Source organism: Streptomyces sp. NBC_00554 (assembly GCF_041431135.1).
Lineage (GTDB): Bacteria > Actinomycetota > Actinomycetes > Streptomycetales > Streptomycetaceae > Streptomyces.
Map to the genome: position 1 here is coordinate 4838352 of NZ_CP107799.1, position 23846 is coordinate 4862197.

The 23846-nt window shown below is 71.1% G+C and carries 22 protein-coding genes; 11 read left to right on the forward strand and 11 right to left on the reverse strand.

The genetic code is table 11. The features are described 5' to 3' along the window. The first annotated feature begins 33 nt into the window (after positions 1-33). Positions 34-834, forward strand: coding sequence for a serine/threonine protein kinase (locus tag OG266_RS21090; RefSeq protein WP_371547784.1), 801 nt, complete (start codon positions 34-36; stop codon positions 832-834). Next, complete coding sequence (locus OG266_RS21095; protein WP_371547785.1) at positions 831-2534, forward strand: serine/threonine-protein kinase; 1704 nt, start codon at positions 831-833, stop codon at positions 2532-2534. The genes OG266_RS21090 and OG266_RS21095 overlap by 4 nt, the downstream gene beginning before the upstream one ends. Before the next feature lie 72 nt (positions 2535-2606). Here OG266_RS21095 and OG266_RS21100 read toward each other — a convergent pair whose 3' ends face one another. Next, entirely contained in the window at positions 2607-3404 is a 798-nt protein-coding gene (locus OG266_RS21100; RefSeq protein ID WP_371547786.1) for a peptidoglycan DD-metalloendopeptidase family protein, read from the reverse strand. A gap of 234 nt (positions 3405-3638) precedes the next feature. Here OG266_RS21100 and OG266_RS21105 point away from each other — a divergent pair, with 234 nt between their 5' ends. Next, positions 3639-4919 (forward strand): SH3 domain-containing protein, encoded by a 1281-nt coding sequence (locus OG266_RS21105; protein WP_371547787.1) that lies wholly within the window; start codon positions 3639-3641, stop codon positions 4917-4919. 75 nt (positions 4920-4994) lie between these two features. Here OG266_RS21105 and OG266_RS21110 read toward each other — a convergent pair whose 3' ends face one another. Genes OG266_RS21110 through OG266_RS21120 form a run of 3 tightly spaced genes read right to left on the reverse strand, consistent with a single transcriptional unit; the run spans position 4995 to position 8430 of the window. Beyond that, positions 4995-5939, reverse strand: coding sequence for a fumarylacetoacetate hydrolase family protein (locus OG266_RS21110; protein ID WP_371547788.1), 945 nt, complete (start codon positions 5937-5939; stop codon positions 4995-4997). Then, positions 5936-7522 (reverse strand): MFS transporter, encoded by a 1587-nt coding sequence (locus OG266_RS21115; RefSeq protein ID WP_371547789.1) that lies wholly within the window; start codon positions 7520-7522, stop codon positions 5936-5938. The genes OG266_RS21110 and OG266_RS21115 overlap by 4 nt, the downstream gene beginning before the upstream one ends. A gap of 56 nt (positions 7523-7578) precedes the next feature. Then, entirely contained in the window at positions 7579-8430 is an 852-nt protein-coding gene (locus OG266_RS21120) for an MBL fold metallo-hydrolase (protein WP_266457810.1), read from the reverse strand. A 204-nt stretch (positions 8431-8634) separates the two neighbouring features. Between OG266_RS21120 and OG266_RS21125 the strand changes: the two genes are divergently transcribed. Continuing rightward, positions 8635-9291, forward strand: coding sequence for a TetR/AcrR family transcriptional regulator (locus OG266_RS21125; RefSeq protein ID WP_266457812.1), 657 nt, complete (start codon positions 8635-8637; stop codon positions 9289-9291). Between the two features lie 160 nt (positions 9292-9451). Next, a complete protein-coding gene (locus OG266_RS21130) occupies positions 9452-10369 on the forward strand; it encodes a peptidoglycan-binding protein (RefSeq protein WP_371547791.1) in 918 nt (305 codons plus the stop codon). 23 nt (positions 10370-10392) lie between these two features. Here the strand turns inward: OG266_RS21130 and OG266_RS21135 are convergent, their stop codons facing one another. Both OG266_RS21135 and OG266_RS21140 read right to left on the reverse strand, forming a co-directional pair. Continuing rightward, positions 10393-11049: a response regulator gene (locus tag OG266_RS21135; protein ID WP_371547792.1), complete on the reverse strand. Its 657-nt coding sequence runs from the start codon at positions 11047-11049 to the stop codon at positions 10393-10395. Then, complete coding sequence (locus OG266_RS21140; protein ID WP_371547793.1) at positions 11049-13397, reverse strand: histidine kinase; 2349 nt, start codon at positions 13395-13397, stop codon at positions 11049-11051. The genes OG266_RS21135 and OG266_RS21140 overlap by 1 nt, the downstream gene beginning before the upstream one ends. A gap of 146 nt (positions 13398-13543) precedes the next feature. On the opposite strand from OG266_RS21140, the gene OG266_RS21145 reads away from it, so the two are divergent. Then, complete coding sequence (locus tag OG266_RS21145) at positions 13544-13849, forward strand: hypothetical protein (RefSeq protein WP_371547794.1); 306 nt, start codon at positions 13544-13546, stop codon at positions 13847-13849. 6 nt (positions 13850-13855) lie between these two features. On the opposite strand, the gene OG266_RS21150 is transcribed toward OG266_RS21145, so the two are convergent. The 5 genes from OG266_RS21150 to OG266_RS21170 form a co-directional block, all read right to left on the reverse strand. After that, positions 13856-14227 carry a hypothetical protein gene (locus OG266_RS21150; RefSeq protein ID WP_266457824.1) on the reverse strand — a complete coding sequence of 124 codons (372 nt, stop codon included), beginning with the start codon at positions 14225-14227 and terminating at the stop codon, positions 13856-13858. A 32-nt stretch (positions 14228-14259) separates the two neighbouring features. After that, entirely contained in the window at positions 14260-14952 is a 693-nt protein-coding gene (locus tag OG266_RS21155; RefSeq protein WP_371547795.1) for a hypothetical protein, read from the reverse strand. Positions 14953-15063: 111 nt separating this feature from the next. Further along, positions 15064-16257: an NAD(P)/FAD-dependent oxidoreductase gene (locus OG266_RS21160; RefSeq protein ID WP_371547796.1), complete on the reverse strand. Its 1194-nt coding sequence runs from the start codon at positions 16255-16257 to the stop codon at positions 15064-15066. A 123-nt stretch (positions 16258-16380) separates the two neighbouring features. Beyond that, complete coding sequence (gene sigJ / locus OG266_RS21165; protein WP_371547797.1) at positions 16381-17325, reverse strand: RNA polymerase sigma factor SigJ; 945 nt, start codon at positions 17323-17325, stop codon at positions 16381-16383. 76 nt (positions 17326-17401) lie between these two features. Then, complete coding sequence (locus OG266_RS21170) at positions 17402-18466, reverse strand: trans-acting enoyl reductase family protein (protein ID WP_371547798.1); 1065 nt, start codon at positions 18464-18466, stop codon at positions 17402-17404. 137 nt (positions 18467-18603) lie between these two features. Here OG266_RS21170 and OG266_RS21175 point away from each other — a divergent pair, with 137 nt between their 5' ends. The 5 genes from OG266_RS21175 to OG266_RS21195 all read left to right on the forward strand — a co-directional run bounded on the left by OG266_RS21175 (position 18604) and on the right by OG266_RS21195 (position 23839). Continuing rightward, entirely contained in the window at positions 18604-19593 is a 990-nt protein-coding gene (locus OG266_RS21175; protein WP_371547799.1) for a helix-turn-helix domain-containing protein, read from the forward strand. A 71-nt stretch (positions 19594-19664) separates the two neighbouring features. Continuing rightward, the gene (locus tag OG266_RS21180) at positions 19665-20243 is read left to right on the forward strand and encodes a hypothetical protein (RefSeq protein WP_371547800.1); all 579 of its coding nucleotides are present in this window, start codon (positions 19665-19667) and stop codon (positions 20241-20243) included. Between the two features lie 221 nt (positions 20244-20464). Next, positions 20465-21859, forward strand: a complete 1395-nt coding sequence (locus OG266_RS21185) for a YncE family protein (protein WP_371547801.1) — start codon at positions 20465-20467, stop codon at positions 21857-21859. Positions 21860-22046: 187 nt separating this feature from the next. Beyond that, complete coding sequence (locus tag OG266_RS21190) at positions 22047-22745, forward strand: RNA polymerase sigma factor (RefSeq protein WP_371547802.1); 699 nt, start codon at positions 22047-22049, stop codon at positions 22743-22745. Further along, a complete protein-coding gene (locus tag OG266_RS21195) occupies positions 22742-23839 on the forward strand; it encodes a CU044_5270 family protein (protein ID WP_371547803.1) in 1098 nt (365 codons plus the stop codon). Before OG266_RS21190 ends, OG266_RS21195 begins: the two co-directional genes overlap by 4 nt. Positions 23840-23846 lie beyond the last annotated feature (7 nt).

The following is a 23846-nucleotide window of genomic DNA, read 5'->3' on the forward strand; positions in this document are numbered from 1 at the left end:
CCAGCCGAAAAGCGGGGGAAGGAAAATCTGCCGATGAGCGGCATACTGATCCATTTGCCGTCAGCGCACCGAACGGAGCCGACGACGACCCGGCGCCTGGGACCGGGGGAGACCGCGCGCTTCGGCCGGGGCACGAAGGCGCATCCGGTCGAACTGCTGCTGCCCGACCCGGCCGTCTCCCGGCTCGCCGGGGAGATCCGGGTGACGGAGGACCACTGGCAGCTCACCAACTTCTCCACCACCCACAGCTACCTGGTCGAGAACCCCGAAGGGGCCGGGGAGTACCTGCGGGTCCCGCCGCGCCGGTCGGGGGCGCCGATCCCCTTCGAGTTCGCCCGGGTCGTGCTGCCCACCCGGGGCTCCACGGTGAGCTTCCAGGTGTTCGCGCCCGACCACGTCTACCTCGACGCGGACGATCCCGGCGGCGCCTGGGGCACCCGTACCCTCAACGCCTACTCCCTGGACGAGACCGCCACGTACTTCCTCGTCCTGGTGGCGCTCTGCGAACCGCGGCTGCGCGACGAGTCGGCCGTCTCCGTGCCGAGCACCCCGCAGGTCGTGGAACGCATCCGCGCCCACCCGGCGCTGTCGCGGCTGACCGCGCGGGCGGTCAGCGCCCACATCGACTACCTGGCCGAGCAGAAGCTACGGGTGCGCGGGCCGCAGGACGTCGACGCCTCGGGCAGCGGTACGCGGCGTACCGGCAAGCGCGAGGCCGTCGTCGGCGTCGCACTGCGCTTCGGCCTGGTCCGCGAGGAGCACCTGGCACTGCTGCCGTCCCGCGCCCCGGGCCTCCCGCTCCCGGCACCGGCACCGTCCGGGGGTAACCGGTGAGCGGTACGGGCGAGACGTACGACGAGACGGTCGACGGGGGGACGGGCGAACCGGGTCGCGGCGGGACCGGGGAGACGGGCCCTGGTGGGACCGACGAACCGAGACCCGGCGGGACCGGCGAGACGGACCACGACCGGACCGGCGAACCGCATCCCGACGAGACCGGCGAGACAGGCACCGGCGGCACCGGCGGCACCGGCGGCACCGGCGAATCGAGTCACGGCCGCACCGACGAGACGAACCAGGGCCGGACCGACGGGTCGGACCACAACGACTCCGCCAAGACCGCCGGCCGGATACCCCGAGGCTTCCGCGTAGGCCGCTGGGAGGTCACCGAGCCGATAGCCGACGGTGGTTGGGGGCAGGTCTACGAGGGCCGCGAGGCGTCGGAGGACGCGGCGGCCCCGGCAGAGGCGGAGGCCGCGGAGGGCGGCGCCGAAGCACCGCACCGGGTCGCGCTGAAGTTCCTGCCGACCTCGGGGCTGGCTCCCCGGCAGGCCGCGCGGCTGGCGGAGACGGCGCGGCGCGAGATCGAGTTCGGCAGCCGGGCACACCATCCCCGGCTGATGCGGCTGTTGGACTCCGTGGTGCTCGGCGACAGCGAGGTGCCCGGACTGGACGGCGCCGTCGTACTGGTCATGGAGCGGGCCGAGAGCAGCCTCCAAGACCTGCTGGACGCCGCGGACGGCAACCCCCTGCCGGAAGCGGACCGGCTGGTGACCGAGATCTGCGAGGGGCTGGCCCACCTGCACCGGCTCGGCTGGGTGCACGGCGACCTGAAGCCGGACAACGTGCTGATCATGGCGGACGGTTCGGTACGGCTCTCCGACTTCGGTCTCACCGTCGAGCTGGAGGGGACGCGCGGCACCCACGGCTACATCCCGCCCCTCGGATCGCCCGACTACCTGCCGCCCGAGCGCTGGAGGGCCCCGCTGGACGAACGCGGGGTGCAGGTGCGGCCCACCGCCGACGTGTGGGCCCTGGGCGTGATGATCCATCAGGTGTTCAGCGGGGGTGCCTCGCCCTTCCCCGGGGCCACCTTCACCTCCCGCGCCTCGGCGGTCCAGGAGTACGCCGAGGGCAGGGCGCCGCTCAGGCTGCACGTCGTGGTGCCGGAGTTCTGGCGCACCCTGGCCGCCGACTGCCTCCTGCCCGCCCACGTCGAGCGTGCGGCGCACACGGCGGACAGCCTGCTGGAACGCATCCGGGCCGCCGGGCAGGGGGACGACAGCCCGGCCGCCCGGCCGCGGAGTCGTAAGCGGGCCGTGGCCCTGGCCGCCGGTGCGGCGCTGGCCCTGCTCGGCGCGGGCGGCGGCGCCTGGTGGCAGTGGGGAGGCTCCGACGGCGCCTCCGGGCGGGCGCCGGAGGCGCGGCTGAGCGTGTACAACGCCGACGACAAGTGCCGCGCCAGCACCGACCGGCACCCGCTGTGCAGCCTCGGCCTGGCCATCGACCCCACCATGGCGTACGTCCTGGACAACGTTGTGCAGACCCGGGTGTGGCACGGCGATGTCCTCGCCGTCGAGTGCGGTCTGGAGCGGGGCATCCCCATCACCGACGAGGCGGGCGTCCGGTCGTCGCGGTGGTACCGGGTGCGGCTGCCCACGGCGGAGAAGGGTGCGGAGACCGTGCGGACCACCGCCTGGCTGCCCGAGGTGCGGACCAGGAGCAAGCCCTCCGTCCCGGCCTGCACCGGCTGACGTCCTGGCCTGCGCCGGCTGAGCCGCGGGTCGCGGCGGCCCGGCCCCCGGGTGGGCCGCCGCGGCCGGTGGTCAGGGGCAGCGTGTGGTGACGCCGCCGGTCTCGTCGCCCTTGAGGTAGATACCGCTGACGTAGCCGACGCCGCCCGCATTCAGCGGCAGACGGACCCACTTGTCGTTGGTGACACCCTCGGCGGTCACGCTCTGACCGACCACCCAGCACTCCGCCGGGTAGGACTCACCCGGGTACACCTTGCTCTTGGCCTCACACGAAGTCGACGCACACGAACGGACATTGGCCTCCGCCCACGCCGTCACCGTCGCCGAACCACCACCACCGCCACCGCCGGGCGTGCACGGCAGCCCGACTCCGCGGTCGCTCAGGTACGGCACCGGGTCGATGCCGCGGATCGAGGTGGAGGTGCCGACCCGCACCCGCAGATGCAGGTGGACGCCGGTGGAGTCGCCCTCGGAGCCCATCAGGGCGATGCGCTGACCGGCCGACACCTGCTGGCCGACGGAGACGTCCCGCTGGTACATGTGGCCGTACTCGGTCACGGTGCCGTCGGAGTGCAGGATGCGGATCCACTGGCCGTAGCCCTGGGCAGGGCCTGAGGCGATGACTTCGCCGGCGCCGACCGCGTATATAGGGGTGCCGAGCGAGTTCGCGATGTCGACACCGTCGTGGGCGCTGCTGTAGCCCTGGGTGACCACGCCGGCGGCCGGGCAGGAGCCGGCGAAGGCGGTGGCGGCGGCGGAGCCGTTCGTCGCCGCGTGGCCGGGGGCGGCCGCCACGAGGGGCAGCAGCAGGGCCGCCGCCGCGGCCAGCAGGCCGGCCCGCAGGTTCATCCCGTTCAGACCAAGACGCACTTGGGTTCCTCCCATGAGGTAGCGGCTTCTGACGAGCCGTGGGGTGCGGTGGTCCGGCCCCGCCCGCTGGGGGACGGCAGGCCGGAGCACGGACCCTAGGCGCGCGGCGGCCCCCCGGGGCATCCGGAAGTTTGCGGAGAGACGGCGCCCGGTGGGGGCGGTAGTCCTGGACCGTCGTCCGCATCCACCAAGTCGTCCACATCCACCAAGTCCGCATCCACCAAGGGGGAACCCGTGCGTGTCGTATCCGTGCGTGCCAAGTGGCGTACGCCGCTGTGGGCAACGCAGGTCCTGTGTCTGCTGCTCGTCCTGACGGGCCTGACGGTGCCGTCCGCCGCCGCGCAGGATCAGAAACGTCAGGACAGCTGGCGCATCGACCTGTCGGGACCGGAGGCCGAGCGGGGCAACGTCGCCTCCCGTCCGGACGGGATCACCGTCGAGAACAGCAGAGCCCGGACACCGTCTGTACGGGGCGCCTCCCACGCCGTGTACACCTCGCCCGGCAGAAGCCTCGGCCGCCAGCTCACGGCGTTCACCGTGCTGACCGAGGCGGAGCTCCCCACCGGCACGAAGGTGCAGACCGAGATCCGGGGCAGCAACCACCCGGGCACCTGGACGCAGTGGCGGACCATAGACGGCGCCGGCGCGGTCCGGCTGCCGCAGGCGGTCTCCCTCCTCCAGGTCCGGCTCACCCTGCTCGGCGTCCCCGGCGGTGCTTCACCCACCGTCCACGCCGTCACCGTCGCGGCCGCGGCCGAGCAGCCCGCGCCGCAGCAGACCCCGGAGAACGGCTTGTCGGCGGCCGCGTCCGGTCCCACCTACCGGCTGTTCGCCACCCGGGAGGGCCTCACCGGGCAGACCACCGCCAACGGCCATGTCATCCAGCCCCGCGACCACTTCGTGGCCCTGCCCTCGCGACGGATGCTGGCGGTCAACGGCGGACACGAGTACCAGGTGCGGCTGTGCTACCAGGGGCGTTGCGAGACCGCGCCCGTGTGGGACGTAGGCCCGTGGAACACCCGCGACGACTACTGGAACCCGCCCGCGCAGCGGGAGATGTGGCGCGATCTGCCGCAGGGCACCCCCGAGGCTCAGGCGGCGTACCAAAACGGCTACAACGGCGGGCTCGACGAGTTCGGCCGACGAGCGGCGAATCCGGCCGGCATCGACGTCGCGGACGGCACCTTCTGGGACGGCCTCGGTATGACCGACAACGGCTGGGTGGACGTCACCTTCATGCCGGACAGCGGTGGTGGTGGTTCGGCGACGGTGACGGCGTGGGCGGAGGCCAATGTCCGTTCGTGTGCGTCGACTTCGTGTGAGGCCAAGAGCAAGGTGTACCCGGGTGAGTCCTACCCGGCGGAGTGCTGGGTGGTCGGTCAGAGCGTGACCGCCGAGGGTGTCACCAACGACAAGTGGGTCCGTCTGCCGCTGAATGCGGGCGGCGTCGGCTACGTCAGCGGTATCTACCTCAAGGGCGACGAGACCGGCGGCGTCACCACACGCTGCCCCTGACACCGCCCCGCGGCAAGGGACCGGGAATCCGGTTGGTGGGCCGGCGCCTTCCGTCGGCCCACCAACCGGACACGTTCAGTGTCTGTGACGGGCGCGGGGTACGGGTACGGGCGGCATCCCTTCGACCACGGTGTTGCTGATGCTTCCGATGCCCTGGACGGTCATGGTGACCGTGTCTCCGGGAGCGAGCGGTGGCGGTTCCGGGACCAGGTGGCGGCCCCAGAGTTCGGCCAGACAGCCGCCGTTGCCGCAGGTGCCGGAGCCCAGGACGTCGCCGGGGCGGACCCAGGTGCCGCGGGAGGCGTAGGCCGTCATCTCCTCGAAGGTCCATGCCATGTCGGCGAGGCTGTCCTGGCCGACGGTCTCGCCGTTGACCTCGACGGTGAGGTGGAGGTCGAGGAAGCCGTCGGCCGTGCGGTGGGGTTCGAGTTCGTCGGCGGTGACCAGCCAGGGGCCGAGGGTGGTGGCGGAGTCCTTGCCCTTGGCCGGGCCCAGTCCGACTCTCATCTCGCGGCCCTGCAGGTCGCGGGCGGACCAGTCGTTGAGGATCGTGTAGCCGATGATGTGCTCGCGGGCCTGCGCCGGACTGAGGTTGCGGCCCGACTTGCCGATGACCGCAGCTACTTCCAGTTCGAAGTCGAAGCGCTCGCAACCGGGTGGGACGGGCACGTCGTCGTGGGCGCCGATCATCGCGTAGGGGTTGCTGAAGTAGAACGTGGGCGCCTGGTACCACTCTTCGGGGACGGTGTCGCCGTGTCCGAGCGCCATGCCCTCCACATGACGCTCGAAGGTCAAGAAGTCCCGCACCGTGGGCGGCTGCAGAGGCGGCAGCAGTCGTACGTCGGCCAGGGGCAGGGGCGATGTCCCGGCCAGGGCGTCCGCAGCTGCCGTGCGCAACATGTCCTCTCCCGCCTTGATGAACTCCTGTAGTTCCGCAGGGACTTCGAAGGGGTGGACCTTGTCGTCCACCACGACTCCCGACTGCCGTCGGCCGCCGTACAGGAAGGTCGCGAACCTCATGACCGGCTCCCTTCCAGCTGGGCGGCGGCGCGCGGCCTCACGCCCAGGAATACGGCGGCGATGACGGCGGCGGTCGCGCAGGCGCCGGCGGTGAGCAGGAGGACATCGGCGTATCCGTCCGCCAGGGCCCGTTCGGTGAGCGGGGCGAGCTTGGCGCTGAGGGGGCCCAGGTCGGCGGTGTGCAGCGCGAGCGGGCCGCCTCCCTCGAGAACGGCCGTGGCCGTGCCGTGTTCGGCGGGGGTGAGGGCCGCCGCACCGAGGCTGCCGGTCAGCTGGTCGGTGGCCACGGCGAGGGCGACCGCGCCGACGACCGCGGGGCCGAGGGTCTGGCCGAGGTCGCGAACCAGGCTGGTCGTCGCGGCGGCCATGCCGGTGAGATGGGGAGCCACGACGTTGACGGCGGCGGCGGTGATGGCGGCGACGACCAGTCCGAAGCCGACGCCGTTGAGAACAAGTGGCCCCAGCAGGGCGGGAATTCCGGTCTCGTGCACCGGCACGGCACGCAGCCACAGCTGGGCGACGGCCAGCGAGACGAAGCCGGTGACCAGCATCGGACCCGGCCCCACCCGCTGGAGCAGGCGGACAAGGAGCGGCCAGATGAGCGGGGTGACGGCCTGGATGATCAGGAACGGCACCGCGGCCCGCAGCGGGCTCTGGTGCTGGATGACACCGAGCCGGATGCTCAGGTCGTACGCGCCGCCCAGGAAGCCGAACATGCCGATCACCGCCATGGCGGCCGAGGCCGAGAACGCCCGATTGCGGAACAGCTCCAGGCGCAGCATCGGAGACTTGCTGCGCGACTCGGCCGCGATGAACGCCCCCAGCATCACCGCGGCGAGGACGAAGGAGCCGACGACCGTCACCGACCCCCAGCCGTCGGTGGGGCCCTGGATGATGCCGTAGAGCAGGGCCAGCAGGGCGAGGGCGATGGTGATCTGCCCCGGCCAGTCCAGCGAGCGGCCTTCGGGTGCGCTCGATTCGGTGGTCAGCCGCCAGGCCGCGACCGCGGTGGCGAGCGCCAGGATGCCGGTGGCCGCGAACGCCCAGTGGAACGAGGTGTGTTCGACGACCGCCCCGGACAGCAGCGGGGCTATGAGGGCGCCCAGGGACAGCGCGGTTGTCCAGGAGGCCAGGCCCCGGGCGCGGGCCGCCGGTGTCGGGGTCCCGGCGATGATCACGGCGAGGGAGGCTGGGAAGAGGGCCGCGGCACCGATGCCGGACAGCGCCTGGCCGGTGATCAGCTGCGCCGCCGAGTCGGCGGTGGCGGAGACCAGATAGCCGACCGCCGCCAGCAGGGCGCCGCCCACCAGGAGTTTCTTGCGGCCGTACAGGTCCCCGACGACACCGAAGGTCAGCGCCAGGACCGCGGCGGGCACGAGGAACGCGTCGCTGATCCAGGTGAGTTCGGCGCCGGAGGTCCCCAGGGAGCGCTGGATGACACCGTTGATCGCGGCGGGCAGGACGAGGCCGATCTGGGCGAGGCAGACGGCCAGGCATCCGGCGATGAGGGTGCCCGGACGCAGGACGGCCGGCGCGCTGGAAGGGGCGGCGGCGGGTGGGTCGTAGGCGGGGCTGGAGACCATGTCTCCTCCTTGCTGGGTGCGGGTCATGGCCGAGGGGAAGCGGCCACGGAGGCGGCTCAGGGGTGGGCGAGGCAGGCCATGCGGCCGAAGAGCTGGGGGCCGTCGAGCGGGGGCAGGCCGGGGTCGAGTTCGCGGTAGACCGTGTAGACGTTGACCGCGAGGCGTTCGCTTTCATCGAGGCCGGCGAAGGGGCCGAGGCGGATGTCCCGTGCCGCGTCCGCGGCCGGCATTCCGGCGGTGAAGCGGGCGGTGGCCTCTTCATGGACGTACGAGAGGTAGTCGCGGACGGTCCGGACGGCCGCCTTGGTGGTGACCGGGCCGTGTCCGGGCACGACGGTGTCCACGTCGAGGCCCAGCAGCAGGTCGCAGGCGGCGAGCCCGCCCGCGAACGGGCCGTGCCATACGAGGGGGGTGGCGCCGACGAAGACGATGTCACCGGTGTAGACGGTCCGCGCGCTCGGGACATGGACGATCGTGTCTCCGGCGCTGTGTGCGGCTCCCACGTCGATCAGCCGGACCTCCGTCCCGCCGATGTCCAGGACCGTCTCGCCTTCGAACACCCGGTTCGGAAGGACGGGTCGGACATCGCGGTAGTCGAAGCGGGCGAAGATCCGGCGGGCGAAGCGTCCGGCGTCGCTGTCCTCGGCCAGCAGCGCCCGCACCTCGGCCGGGCCCGCCTGCCGCATGTCGGTCAGCGATCCGCGGGCCGCGATGATCTCGGCGTGGGCCACGAGCTGGTTGCCGAACCAGTGATCGCCGTTGCCGTGGGTGTTGACCACGGTCGAGATGGGCGCGGTGTCGGTCAGCGGCGCAAGGCCGGCCAGCATGGCCCCGGTCAGGTGCAGGTCGAAGAGGGTGTCGACGAGCAGGGACTCGCCGCGGCCGGTGACCAATCCGGCGTTGCTCATTCCCCAGCCGCCGGCGCTCGGGATCCACGCATGACAGCCACGGCCGAGATCGACCGGGCGGAGGGGAGAAACCAGGGAAGCCACGCTGCCTCCAGTGCAAGACTTGAGTCCATTGATGGACTCAAGTCCACCAATGGACTGCAATGTAAATAGGAGGGGTCGGGCGGGTCAAGACCCGTGCACGCCCGTGCTGTACTGGGGGCCATGCAGATCCCGGAGGCAGGAGCCACAGCCGCAGCGGACACCCGGCCCACCGGACGCCGCGAGCGCAAGCGCCGGCAGGTGCGCGATCAGCTCTACGCCGCCGCGCTGGACCTGTTCGTCACCCAGGGCTACGAGACGACGACCATGGAGCAGATCGCGGAGGCCGCCGACGTGGCCCGGGCCACCGTCTTCAACCACTTCTCCCAGAAGGTCGGCTTCCTGGAGGAGTGGGGCGCCCGGCGGCGGGCGCGGGTCGCGGAGATCCTCGGCTCGTCGCAGCTGGAGGACCTGTCGACGGGCGACCAACTGCGCCGCTACCTACGGGAGATGGCCGAGCTCAATATCGCCTCCCGGCCGGAGACCACCGTCCTGATGGACGCCGGCGCCCGGGTCGGCAGCCTCCTGCACGACCGGTCCCTGGAGATCGAACTGGCGAAGATCGCCGAGCGGGGACGGCAGCGCGGCGAGCTCCGGACAGGCGTCGACGCCGACCAGGTCGGCGCCATGCTGGCCGCCAGCTACTTCTCCACGGTCCTGCGCTGGATCCGGGTGGAACCCGCCCCCTTCGACCTGCGCGACCGGCTCGACGGGGCCCTCGACGTCATCCTGCTCGGCATTCTCGACCGGGAAGGGGAGGGCGTACCTTCCGGCCGCTGAACCGGGCCGGCAGATGGAGCGCGGGATGCGACCTCGGTCGTAGTCCGCCCTCTATCTCCGGATACAGACCGTCGGTGCGGAGATCAGGTTCTGAGCCGATGTGCCGGGGTGGCCGGTCTTCGAGGATTGAAGAAATCCTCCGCCACCTCAGGAGTCTGTGATGAGCACCAAGACAGGGCCCCAGCGATACCCCGCCGCAAGCCGGTCGAACTGGTACCAGGACGATTTCGGCGGCGACGCCATGCAGGTCAATGTCGTCGTCCTGCACACCACGGAGGGTTCCAGCCTGCCCGGATACGGCGGCGGTTCCTCCGCACCGAACCTGACGGCGGTCCCCGACCTCGCCGCCAAGAAGCTGAAGTGGTACCAGCACTTCGACATAGAGACCTCCTCCAGAGCGCTGGTCAATCTGCGGGGCGGCGTCGAGACCAACACCATGAACGTGTGCCAGGTCGAGCTGGTCGGCACCTGCGACCCGGCGACGCACGCGAAGTGGAAGGCCGCGGGCCGGGCGCACATCTACTGGCCGGACGCGCCCGACTGGGCACTGCAGGGCGTCGCCCGCTTCCTGGCCTGGATGCACGAGGAGCACGGCGTACCGCTGTCCGGCCCGAAGTCGTGGCCCGCGTACCCCACTTCGTACGCGAACCGCGCAGGCCAGCGGCTGAAGGCCGCGCAGTGGACGGACTTCAAGGGAGTGTGCGGGCACATGCACGTGCCCGAGAACGTCCATGGCGACCCCGGCGCGATCGACTTCGCCAGGCTCCTCAAGCACGCGAAGGCGGACCTGGATCTGGGCGACGACACCCCGGAGCCGACCACACCCGCCAAGCCGAAGGTCCCGGCGTTCCCGGGACGCAAGTACTTCGTGGCCGGGGCGTCGAACGCGTACGTCCTGCAGCTCGGCAAGCAGTTGGTGAAGCGCGGCTTCGGCGATCACTACAAGGTCGGCCCGAGCAGGACCTGGGGCGAGGCGGACCGGCTGAACGTACGGGACTTCCAGAAGTCACGGAAGGAACTGCGCGGCGACGCCGACGGCACCCCCGGACCGCTGACCTGGCGCCTACTGTTCTCCTGACATCACGAGATACCGAGCCCAAGTCAACCGGCGGGCGCGCCCCTTGGGCGGACGAGGCCGCTCTCGTACGCCAGGATGGTCGCCTGCACCCGGTCCCGCAGCCCCAGCTTGGTGAGCAGGGCGTTGACGTGGGTTTTGACGGTTCCGGTGGTCACGCCCAGGGTGGCCGCGATCTCCGCGTTGGCGAGGCCCGAGGCGATGTGGAGCAGCACTTCCCGTTCGCGCGGGGTGAGTTGGCCGAGGGCGCCGGTTACGGCGGGCGGCGGGGGCGCGCCCTGGGCGAAGGTGTCGATCAGGCGGCGGGTGACGGCCGGGGCGAGGATGCCCTCGCCGGAGGCGACGACACGCAGCGCGGTCAGGAGCTCCTCGGGCTGGGCGTCCTTGAGCAGGAAGCCCGAGGCGCCGGCCCGCAGCGCCTCGTACACGTAGGCGTCGAGGTCGAAGGTGGTGAGCACCAGAACGCGGGGGCCCGTCTCCAGCGCGGTGATGAAACGGGTCGCGGTCAGGCCGTCCATGCCGGGCATCCGGATGTCCATCAGGACCAGGTCGGGCGCCTCGCGGGTGGCGAGCTGCACGGCACTCGCACCGTCGCCGGCTTCGCCGACCACGGTCATGTCGGGTTCGGCGTCGACGATGGCGGCGAACCCTGCGCGGACCACCGCCTGGTCGTCGACGACCATCACGCGTGTGGCGACGGGGACACCTCCTGGGCCGGGGCGTCCGGACTCGGTCCGGTCCGCAGAGGCAGCAACGCCCTTACCGTACCTGTCGGTTCGAAGGTGACGCGGGCTTGCGCGGCGGTGGCCTGCACCCGTAGGCGTTCCGTCACCGGGCCGTTCACCGCCAGGCGTACGCCGGTGATCGTGAGGTGCAGCGCTCCCCGGCGCCGCCGCAGGCTCACCCGGGCGGGCCCCCGGTCCCCCGCGCCGAGCGCCGCTTCCACCATCCGGTACGCCGTCGCCATCACCAACTCCGGCAACCCCGCGGCGGATTCGGGGATGCCGCGCACGGTCACCTTCCGGCCTGCGGGGCCCGCTGTCCGGCACAGTGCGTCGAGGTCGGCCACGGTGGGTTGCGGTGAGCGCGGATGTACGTCGTTCATCTCGTGGAGCAGTTCCCGCATGGCGGCGAGCGTCGCGCGGGCCTCGGCGGCCACCTCGTCCAGCCGTCCCTGGTGGGCGAGTTCGACGAGCGAGGAGGTGCGGTGGAGCACCGCGTCACGCAGCCGGGCCGCCAGCCGGTACCGCTCGGCACCCGCCGCGGAGTACGCCTCCCACAGGGAGTTGCTGAGGGCGAGATCGTCGCGGGCCACAGCGCGCAGCCGTCGACCGCGGACCAACAGCCCCGTTCCCCATGCCAGGGCGAACATCAGACACAGCAGCATGCCCAGCGGCACGATGATCAGCGCCACGGTGAGTATCGAAGGGCCCTCGTCGCCGACCAGCGCGCCGTCGGCGGCGGCCGTCACGGTCAGCACACCGGCGCTCGCACCCGCGGCCACGAGCGGCGAGGGCCAGGTGTACGCGGCGCCGCGACCGTAGGCTCCCAGGGCGTACACGGCCAGCATCTCGACCACCAGACCGCCCGCCAGGAAGGGCGACACCCGTCCTGACAGCGGGGCCGACACACAGGCCACCGGCCACAGCCACGACGTGGCCAGCACCGCGGCAAGAACCGACCAGGGTGCGCGTCGCCGCCACAGCAGCGGCAGCGCGTGCAGAGCGAGCAGCGCGGACACCAGGCCGATGACCCAAGGACCGGTCGTGCCGTCGTGGGGTTTCCAGTCCTCCGCGTCCACCAGCAGGAAGACCAGGGGGAGCACGGTCGCGGTAAAGGCGAGCGCGGTGTCCGTCAGTCTCTGCTCGCGGAGGAAGTCGCGCCGTCGGGGACGTACGTCGGACTGTCGAGGCCCTGTGGTGTCGGGCAGTTGGGCGCGCACGCGCCAGCCCCCGTCGGGCCCGGGTCCCGCCGTCAGTTCCCCGCCGACGGCCGCCGCGCGCTCCCGCATGCCCGTGACGCCCCTGCCGGATCCCATTCCCCCGTAGTCGGCGGTGCCGCGTGCGGCGGCGTTGTCGACAGTCAGTTCCAGCGTCCCGCCCGCACGGCCTACGACGACCCGCACAGCAGCTCCGGGCGCGTGCCGCAGGGCGTTGGTGAGGGCCTCGCGCACGATGCCGTGGACCGCTTCGGCGGCGGGTCCGGCGAGGTCGTCGGGTATCTCGGTGACGATCGGGCGGCCCAACCGGCCGAATCCGGAGACGAGTTCATGGATGCGTCCGGTCATCGGCCGGGCGTCGGCGTGGCCCGCGTCCCGCATCACCGCGACCAGCCGATGGATCGCCGCCAGGGTCTCGCGCCCCGTCCGCTCGGCGAACTCCAGTGCCTCGGCGACGAGTTCGGGCTTGCGGTCGCCGAGTCTGCGAGCCACGTCCACCGTTACCACGACCGAGGTCAGATGGTGTGCGCTGACGTCGTGCAACTCGCGTGCGAGCCTGCCTCGTTCGGCTTCGCCGGCCTGCTGCCGACTCTCCTCCGCCCCGGCCAGCAGGCGGGCCGCCGCCAGCCTGCCGGCCAGCCACTGCCGCCGCGCCAGCCCGAGGCCCGCGCAGACGACGTACGTGGCTGCCACCAGCGCCAGTTGGGTGGCGAGCGCGGGGTGGAACCCGAGCCGTACGGCCGCCAGCAGCCAGGACGTGCCGACGGCCGCGGCGAAGGCACGCGAGGTGACCGCGACGGGACTTCGGACCGCGACGGAAAAGAGGGCGACCAACAGGCCGAGATCCGCGTATGCGTCGTACGCCGTGGCCTGGCCCAGCGCCGACGCACCCAGGGTCCACGCCAGCGCCCGCACGGGCGCGCGCCGCCGCAGGCTCAGCGCTACGGTCTCCACCGCGACGGCGACGAAAATGCCGACGACACCGACCGGACCCGGTGTCCCGGTCTCCACCAGACCGGCCCCGGGCCACAGCAACACCACCTGCACGGCGACGAGCAGCCCCGGAAGCGCCCAGTTTCGTGTCGTCTCCATGTCGGGCACGAGCGTAAGGCCCGCCGCACGGTCAGGACATCGGGCCTCCGGCGCTACGGGCGGAGGGCGTCTCTATCCTGCGGTAGAGGCTCCGGTCCTCCGCTGCGCCGACGACTCAACGGCCGCCCGGCGGAAGGTTGGTGGCCATGGACATCACTTCGCTCACCGTCGTACTCAGCGTGATCGTGATCGCCGCAGCCGGCGTCCTCACCGCCTCCAACGAACCGCCCCTGTGGGTCTATGTGCTGACCTGTGCGGGCTCTTGGCCCCTGAGCAACGCCCTGTTCAACGCGCACGCCTACTCATCGGCCGTCGGGAACGGCGCCGTCGGCGAATGGGCCGTGCGGATCGCCATCGCCTCCAGCCTCACTGCCCTGCTGAGCTTCTTCGTCGGCAGGGAAAGCCGAGAGGGCGCCGACGACGAACACACCACCGATGCCCTCTCGGCCTGATCCACGTCATTCGGTGCCGGTCTCGGCCTTGTGCAGCATCTGGGCCAGCAGCAGGGCGCCTCCGGCCGCCGCCCCGACCGCTCCCGCGGCCATGAAACCGTGCGAGGAACGCCAGGACAGCACCGACCACCGCGACTGCGCGGAAAACACCGATCCCGTACTCAGCCAGGACCCGGTCGAGATCAGCGACAGGGCGGAACCGATCGAGCCCACCGACAGGGCACTTCCGATCGAGCCGACCGACAGGGCCGAACCGACGGACCCCACGGACAGCACCGATCCCACTGAGCCGATCGACAACACGGAGTCCTGGGACCACAACGACAGCACCGAACCAGAGGAGGCGCGACGGACCGACCGTACGGGCAGTTTTGTCATGAGGCCATCCTGCCGCTGCGCGCCGTGAATCGTCAGGTGAGCGTGCCGGCGAGCCACATGCGCCAGACATGCCGGGTGTTCGGGATCTCGGGACGGTCGAGGAGCCAGAGCACATAGCCCGCGTGAAGTTGCGCCGTGGGATTCTCCGAGCGATGAGCCCTGCGAAGCCTGTCGCGCAGCTCGTCTCCGTCCACGGCTCGGGCGACCCGGACGTACTCACGGTCCTTGCACCGGTGGGACCGCTGGACGACGAGGCCGACCAGGTCGATGAGTCTCGCCCTCACCTGGTGGTCGTGGTCGGCAGCGGCCAGTTGCCTTATCAGGGATTGCTTCGTGCCCCATGCCTTGGCGTGCTGTGTCCACTCCCGGGGGTACCGGACCTCCCACTCCAGGTACAGCAGGGCGAAGGGCAGCCCCGGCCACGTGGTGATCTCCTGGGAGTACGGCTTGCTCCACAGTGCCTCAGGCAGGCTACGGCTCGCCGCCTCGTCGTAGGCCTTGTCCGCGGCCGCCCAGTCCCGCGCCTTGAGTCGCAAACAGGGTGTCGGGTGCCAGGCTTGTTGGACCCGGAGAACAGCAGCCTCGACCTCGCTGCGGGCACTGGCCAGTCGGACGAGGGCAGCGGCACGTTCGGCGGGGTCCGGGGCTGTCAGGCCGTAGGCCCACGCCAAGCGCTCGCTCCACCCCTGGTCGTCGTCGGTACCCGGGCCCGCCACCTCTGTCATGGGGCAGATCATCGCCTGTCCGGTACGCCTACGCGATCCAAATACGTATGGCCGCGTACGGCAGCGGAAGCGGGCGCCTTTGCGTGGAGGGCGCCCGTTCCGGTGTGCGGGTCAGGCCGGTGCACCGGCCGCCGAGCCCGCCCGGGCGAGCTCCCGGACAACCGGGCGGCGCCGGGTCGGGATGACCTTCGGGTTGGCGACGCCCCAGGCCGCGCCCTTGCAGATCAGTTCCTTGTAGACGGCGGCGACCCGTCCTGTCAGGGTCGCGCGGACGGCGCGGTCGTCGGCGGTGACGTACTGGATCAGGCCTTCCTTGCGGCCCAGCGAGATGCACTGGTTGTAGTAGCGGATCGGCACGTTCGGGAGCTTGCCGCCGGTCAGGCGCACCGTGATGGCGTCGGCGGCCTGCCACGCGGTGGGGACGCCCGAGGCGCACGACATGCGCAGCGGCTTGTCGCCGGGGCCCATCACCATGGCCGCGTCGCCGATGGCGTACACATCCGGGTGCGAGACCGAGCGCATGGTCCGGTCGACCACGATCTGGCCGGTGCCGGTGACCTCCAGGGTGGTGGCCTTCGCGATCGGGTGGACGGCGAAGCCGGTGGTCCACAGGGTGACCGCGGCCGGGATGGACGTGCCGTCGACGGTGGCGATCCGGTCGGCCTGTACGGCGGCGACGGCGGCGTGCTCGTGCACGGTGATGCCGAGCTTGTCGAAGACCTTGCGCAGGTGCCGGCTGCCCTTGGGCGAGAGCCAGTCCCCGAGACCGCCGCGGGCGGCGAGGACGACGTCGAGGTCCGGGCGGGCCTCGGCGATCTCGGTCGCGGCCTCCACCCCGGTGAGGCCGCCGCCGACGACGGCCACGGTCTCTCCGGCGTCCAGGCCGGCCAGCCGCTCGCGCAGCCGGAGCGCTCCGGGGCGGCTCGCGATCTGGTGGGCGTGCTCGGTGGTGCCGGGGACGCCCTGGTCGTTCCAGCCGCTGCCGAGGGCGTACACGAGGCTGTCGTACTCCAGCTCCTCCGCGCCGTTCGCGTCGAGGACGGCGACGGTCTTGCGGTCGACGTCGACGCCGGTGACCTTCGCGAGCCTCAGTTCGACGCCGGTGCCCGCGAACATCTCGCTGAAGGGCCGCGGCTTGAGATGCCGGCCGACCGCCAGCTGGTGCATCCGCACGCGCTCGACGAAATCGGGCTCGGCGTTGACGAGAGTGATGGCGACGTCTTCGCGGCGCAGCCGCTTGGCAAGGCGTCCGGCGGCGATGGCTCCGGTGTATCCGGCCCCGAGGACGATGATGCGGTGCTGCATGTCCCTGCTCCTGTCTCAAGCGGATTCGCCTCTTGAACCGGGCAGCCCGCCGTTTCCTGACAGCAGCGCGATGTGAAGCACCTCACATCGGAGAACATCGGTGTACATCGGGGTGCACCGGGCTCAGAAGGCGTGGAGCAGGGGTTCCCCGTGGTCGGCGGCCGCCCAGCGCCGGGTCGCGCGTTCGAGCTTGTCGGGGTTGACCTGGTTGCGGAAAGCAGCGATGCCCTCGGCGGTGACCTCCAGGCACATGACGCCGATGACCCGGTCGCCGAGAACCGCCACGAGGGCGGGGGCGCCGTTGGCGGTCGTGGTGTAGACCCCGGGCGAGCCGCCGACCAGGGCGCGCTTGCTCTGGCCGGGTTTGAACAGGCCCCGCATGAACTTCGCGACCGCGAGAGCACCCTCGAAGGCCTTGGCGCGGGCCGGGATCTTCCCGCCGCCGTCGCCGATCGCGATGGCGTCTTCGGTGAGCAGCCGCACGAGCGGCTCGGTCCGGCCGCTGGTGGCGGCCGCGAGGAACTCCTCGACGACCCGCAGGGCGGCGGCTTCGTCGATCTCGGCGCGGGCCCTGCCGTCCGCGACGTGCCTCTTCGCACGGTGGAAGATCTGCTGGCTGGCCGCCTCGGTGGTGTCGAGGATCTCGGCGATCTCCCGGTGCGAGTAGCCGAAGGCCTCCCGCAGCACGTACACCGCCCGCTCATTGGGGGAGAGGCGCTCCAGCAGGGCGAGAACCGCGTACGAGACCGATTCGCGCTGCTCGGCGGTGTCGGCAGGGCCGAGCATCGAGTCCCCGTCGAGCAGCGGCTCCGGCAGCCAATGGCCCACATAGGTCTCGCGCCGTACGCGGGCCGAAGTGAGCTGGTTGAGGCACAGGTTGGTGAGGACCTTCGTCAACCAGGCCTCGGGGACCTCGATGCGGTCGACATCGGTGGCCTGCCAGCGCAGGAACGTCTCCTGCACGGCGTCCTCGGCCTCGCTCGCCGAGCCGAGGAGGCGGTAGGCGATGGCCTCCATGCGGGGTCTGGAGGCCTCGAACCGGTCCACATCGTTCATGGTCAGGGCCATGAACCGGATCCTAACTCTCGCGGCGCGAGGGCCACGGCATTGGCCGCCGTGCACGGCGGCCGAGATGCTGCGACGGTCAGGACACCGTCTGCTGCTGGAACAGGTCGAGGGAGATGTGCGGGGACAGCGCGCGGAGGAAGGCGGGTGCGTCGAAGATCTCGCCGGCGGAGGCGACTCCGACCGTCCTGGTCTGCCCCGTCAGGATGCGGTGGACCGCTTCCACCACGAGCGGCGCGGTGACCGCGTAGATGTCCTGGCCCCTGGCCACGGCGCGCCGTTCGGTGCCGCCGGAGCGTACGACGACGTCGACGAGGAAGGTCTGCTCGGACCGCCCGTGCTCGTCGACCGCGGCCGGCGACGGTGTGTCAGGGGCCGACAGGTCCCTGGCCGCCTCGGTCGTCATGTAGGTGCGCACCTCGGGGATGGACAGGTGGCTGGGGATGGTGACGACGTCGGCCATCGTGAACTCCCCGAGGACGGACCTGGTGCCCAGCGGGTCGGGGAAGGGCCAGTCCAGGGTGGGCAGGGCGTCGTCGTGGTGCTCAAGGCGCCCGTTCGTGTAGCGCAGGCGCCGGCCGCCTCGCCGGGCCCCGGAGACCTCGCCCGCGGCGCGCGTGCCGGCGGTGGGGTGCCAACTGTTCAGCCCGTACGCGATGTGGGCCTCGTCGGCCTCCGTCCAGTCGCCCATCGCCGCGGTGGCCAGCAGGTCACCGAGGCCGCCGTAGAAGGCCATCGCGGGGACGATCACCGTTCCCGCGGCGCGGGCGCGGTCCGTGAAGTGCGCGAACGTGTCGATGTTGGCCTCGAGCTCGGCCGCCACGTCCACATACGGGATTCCGGCACGCAGTGCCGCCTCGATCAAGGGGGCGGCGGTCGTGGCGAAGGGCCCGGCCGTGTTGATCACGGCCGCGGCTCCGGCCAGTGCGCGATCGAGCGAGGCCGGATCGTCGACGGACGCCGGCCGGGCGTCAAGTCCGGGACGGGACGCCTGCATTGCCCGCAGCTTGTCGGCGTCGCGGCCGGTGAGAACCGGGACGAACCCGCGATCCAGCAGCTGTGCCACCACGAAGCGCCCGGTGTGCCCGTACGCGCCGAACACCGCCACCGTCTGTCCGGACTGTTCCGGCTGTCCCGATCCCATGAGTTCTCCCCCGTAGTCGACTGATCCGCCGTACCCGACCGATCCGCCGTACTCGATTGATCCGTTACGGACATCCTGGCGAATGCCGGTGTCCCGCCGCGAGTGTCCGGAACGCCATGCCCCGTACAATTACGGACATGGGATCTGTCGCGCTGGCCGTCACCGACGGGATGCTTCACTTCGAACTGTCCGTGGCGTACGAGGTGTTCGGCCCCGCCCCGGCCGCCGTGACCGTCCCCTGGTACGACCTCGCCGTCTGCGGACCGGACGCCGTGCGGGTCGGCCGTTTCCGGCTGGAGCCCGACCACGGACTCGACCGGCTCCGGTACGCCGACACCGTGATCGTCCCCGGCTGGGCGGACGTCGACGTGGACCCGCCCGCCGATCTGGTCGACGCGGTGCGTGCGGCCCACGAGGCGGGTGCGCGGGTGGCGTCCCTGTGCACGGGCGCGTTCGTGCTGGCCGCCGCCGGCCTGCTGGACGGCAGGCGCGCGACCACGCACTGGGCGCACACCGAGATCCTGGCCGCCCGTTACCCCGGGGTGGCGGTCGACCCGGACGTCCTCTACGTGGACAACGGCAGCGTGCTCACCTCCGCAGGCAAGGCCGCCGCGCTGGACCTGTGCCTCCACCTCGTACGCCTCGACCACGGCTCGGCGGTCGCCAACACCGTCGCCCGCCGCCTGGTCGTGCCGCCGCACCGGGCAGGCGGCCAGGCCCAGTTCGTCGCCACCCCGATGCCCAGCCGGGACGACCACCCGCTCGCCGCGCTGTTCCCCTGGGTGATCGAACGCCTCGACCAGCCCCTCACCGTGGAGGACCTGGCCCGCCGGGCGCGGATGAGCTCACGCAATCTGGGCCGCCACTTCAGGGCGGTGACCGGCACCACCCCGCTGCAGTGGCTGCTGACCCAACGGATCCGCCGCGCCCAGGAGTTGCTGGAAACCACGGACGACGTCGTCGACACCATCGCGGCAGCCACCGGCATGGGAACCTCCACGACGCTGCGCCGCCATTTCAACCGCACGGTCGGCGTACCCCCGGACACCTACCGCCGGACTTTTCGCTCACGCTATGAACCAACTGTGCCGTCTGTTCCTCCAGTTGCCCTGGATCATGTGCAGTAGCGAAGATCTTGTAGGGTGATCGTTCCGCTCCTCACAGGAGCAGGAACCAACACCAAACAACGAGGGAACACATGAAGCTGAATCTGCGCCGAATACCGTCTGCACGGCGCTCGTCCGCGGGCAGGAAGGCCATGTCGGTCGCGCTGGTCGGCGTCACCGTCGCGGGCGTTTCGGTACTGGCCGTCTCCCCGGCGTCGGCCCTGAGCTGGAAGTGCAAGAGCAGCTCCAAGACCATCGACGACGCGGGGTACTCCGGTCCCTGGGGCGACAACTGGGACTTCACAGTCACGAACTGCGTGGCCCGGTCCGGCAGTTACGTCTACGCCAAGGCCACGGTGAAGTGGGACGCTCCTCCGTGGTACTCCGGATCCACCGACAACCTGGCTGAAGTCTTCGACAGCGCCGGATTCCGGCTCTATCTCAAGCACGCCGACGCCGGCGCGGACACCGTCCTGCTCAAGAAGGACTTCGACATCCAGGGCAAGCTGGCCGCCATGAACGGCGCGGGCAACGGTTCGTGGACCTCGTCCACGATCAAGAAGAAGGTCGGGAGCAAGACCGCGTACGCCGACGGCGCTCTGCGGCTCAACTGGGACGAGGACGGCACGGGCGTCCGCACCTACGACTTCACGGCCACCAGCTCGAAGTGACGCCTGAGGTCCGGCACTGACGCGGAGCCTTCCCCGGACATCTGAAGCACACTCGCGATCCGCGATCCGCCGGGTGTGACGTCCGGCCGGGACTGTGCGCTGGATGAGTGCCGCCTGTCGATCAAGACAGTGGCAGTACGAGCAGAGCACCCAACCGCTCTGCTCGTACTGCCTTTTGCGGCTCACCCGCAGACGTCCCACTGAAGGAAGCGGCCGAACACGTGCGCATAAGACAGTTCGCAGAAAGAGCAGCACTCTCCGCTGCCCTGAGCCTCTCGCTCCTCGGCCTCGGAACGACCACGGGCTTCGGGACGACCCCGGCAGCCGCGGACACCGGCACCGCACTGCCGATCAGTTCGTATCGCGACATGGCTGTCGACGCAGCCCATCAACAGGTCTTCCTCAGCGACCCGTTCGGTGACAACGTCCTGGTGACGGACTACAGCGGCCAGGTCGTGAAGCTGATCAGCGGTGAGGACGGCGCCTGGGGGTTCGCGCTCTCCAGCGACTCCAGCACGCTGTACGTGGCACTGCGCGACGCCGGCGCGATCGCCGCGATCGACACCGCGACCCTGCAGGAGACCGCCCGGTACGACACCGGAACCGGCGCGGGCGCCTACGCCGGCCCGACCTCCCTCGCGTCAGCCGGTGGAAAGCTCTGGTTCGGCTACAGCACCGACATCTGGCACGGTGCCCTCGGCTCCCTGGACCTGAGCGGCCCGCAGCCGGTCGTCACCCTGGGCCAGGGCCCCGACCTGTTCCGCGGCTCGCCCCACCTGGCCGCCACGCCGGAGCATCCCTACACCCTCGTCGCCGCCGAGTCCGACGGCAACAACGCCGCCCTGGCCGTGTACGACGTGAGTACGGGCCAGGCCAACACTCAGGCGATGCGCGTCGCTCCGGGTCCTGACGGGTGTGCGAGCCTCCAGGACCTCGCGCTGACGCCGGACGCCGCGCGGGTCGTCGTGGCCTGCGCCTCGCCCTACTACCACCAGGCGTTCCGCACCACCGACCTGGCGGACGACGGCCGGTACACCACCAGCCACTACCCCGACGCGGTGGCCATCGCCCCCGACGGCACGATCGCCGCGGGCGTCGACGGCGCCTCCGAGCCCGACGTCCACCTGTTCGCACCGGGCGACTCCACGGCGTACAAGACCTGGGACTTCCCGGCGCCGTCCCCCTACGCCACCACCACCCTCCAGCCCGGTGGGCTGGCCTGGACTCCGGACGCCGGCCGGATCTTCGCGGTCACCAAGGACAGCGGCTCCTCGTCCCTGACGCTGCAGGTCCTGAACCACCCGCAGGTCGCCACCACCGTCACCGTGCAGGCGCCCGCCTCGTCCCCCCGGAACCAGAACCTCACCCTCACCGGAAAGCTCGAAGCACCCGTGGGGTTCGGCACCACAAGCACCGTCGACATCTGGCGGCTCGACGACCCCCTGGCAGGTGAGGGCACGCTGATCGGGTCCGCGCCCGTCGCCGCCGACGGAACGTTCAGTTACACCGACCGTCCCAGGGCCAAGGGCAATGTCCAGTACACCGTCCAGTACTACGGCGACGCGCGGCACGCCTACGCCTACGGCTCGGTCACGGTCGACATCACCTCCGACTGAGTCCCTTCCGGGCCGCGAGCAGTGTGAAAAGGCGCCCGGCCGGGGTTTCCCGGCCGGGCGCTTTGCGTGGGAGCATCTCGCCTGCTGCCGCTTCGGATGACACATCAGGCGTCGGGTGTGACGTTGTGACGCAGGTCACGGGAATTCGGTGTGGGGTGCCGGACAGCTCATTGAGGTGAGCACTCATATGCGTACCCGGGTACGGGCCGGGGATTCGAGCGCGTTCGCGGAGCTTTTCGACAGCTACGCCCGCGCCGTCTACAACCATGCCTTCCGGCTGACCGCCGACTGGTCGACGGCCGAGGACGTGATGGCCGCGACCTTCATGGAGGCGTGGCGGCTGCGCGACAGGGTCGACCCCGAAGGCGGCTCCCTGCGGCCCTGGCTGCTGGGGATCGCCACCAACACCGCGCGCAACCAGCACCGGAGCAACCGCCGCTACCGCGCCGCCGCCAACGCCGCCGCCGCGGCCGAGATGTCGATGCCCGACCACGCCGACGAGGTGGCCGGCCGGGTCGACGACCGCCGGCGTCTCGCCACCGCCCTCACCGCCCTCGCCAAGCTGCGCAGACCGGAACGCGAGGTCATCGCGCTCTGCCTGGGCGAGGGCCTGGACTACGAGGCCGCGGCGGAAGCCCTCGGCATCCCGGTCGGCACGGTCGCCTCCCGGCTGTCCCGGGCCCGCAGGAAACTGCGTGCGCTGGCCGAGGCCGAACTGGCCCGCCCGCCGGCCCAGTCGCTCCGTCCGGCCACCGAACTGTCGCGCCCCGCAACGGAAGCAGCGCGCAAGAAAGTTCGCGAGAAACGGGAAGTCGGACTCCCCGCCCGACAGATAAGAGGCGATCACGCAAACGCGATCCGGCCCGCACAGGAAGGAAACCGATGAACGCGAACACGTCCCGGCAGAGCCCGGCAGAGTGGGACGAGAGCGATGAGCTCCTGTCCCGGACAGCGCGAGACCTGCCTACGGGCCGTCACCAGTTCCACAAGGAGCGTCTGATGGCCCAGATCCACGACACGCAGCAGCAGGACTCCCGTACCGCGACCCCTGCCAAGGCACGACGGTTCCAGCTGCCGCGTCCGGCGTTCGCACTGCCCGCGATGGTCGCGGCCGCCGCGGGGGCGGTCGTCCTGGCCTCCGTGCTGGGCCCCAACGGCGGCGGGGTCAGGGACGGCGGCGTCGCCACCGGACCGGCCCTGACCACGGAGATCGGAACCGCGAGCACCAGCGGCCTGCCCCAGCTGCTCGACCAGATCTCGCTCGCGGCGGCCGACACCTCCCACCCGGACGTCAAGCCCGGCCAGTACGTCTACATCGAGTCCAAGACGGCCGACACCTTCATCAAGACCGTCAACGACAAGTCCTCCCTGGCCAGCCATGAACTGCACAAGCGTCAGATCTGGGAGTCCGCGGACGGCGTCGAGGGCTGGCTGATCGACCCCGCGGTCAACGACGGCCCCGAGGGCGAGACCCTGACCCTGCCCGACGAGCAGGGCAACACCCCGACGGCGCATCTCGGCGCTCCGTCGTACGACTACCTCACCAAGCTGCCCACCGACCCCGACGCACTCCTCGCCAAGATCTACAAGGAGACCAAGGGCCAGGGAAACACCCCTGACCAGCAGGCCTTCAGCACCATCGGTGACCTGCTCGGCGAGAGTTACCCGCCTGCGGAGCTCTACTCGGCCCTGTTCGAGGCCGCCGCGAAGATCCCGGGCGTCGTCGTCGTCGACGACGCGGTGGACGCGGCAGGGCGGCACGGGGTGGCGGTGGCCCGGCTCGACGAGACCAGCGGCCAGCGCGAGGAATGGATCTTCGACAAGAAGAGCCATGTCTTCCTCGGCGACCGCACCGTCCAGGTGCGCAAGAACGGCGGCACGGACGGACTGATCACACCCGGCACGGTGGTCTACACCAGCGCCATCATGAACCGGGCCATCGTCGACGACATGAAGCAGACCCCGTCGCAGACCGGCTGACACGCCC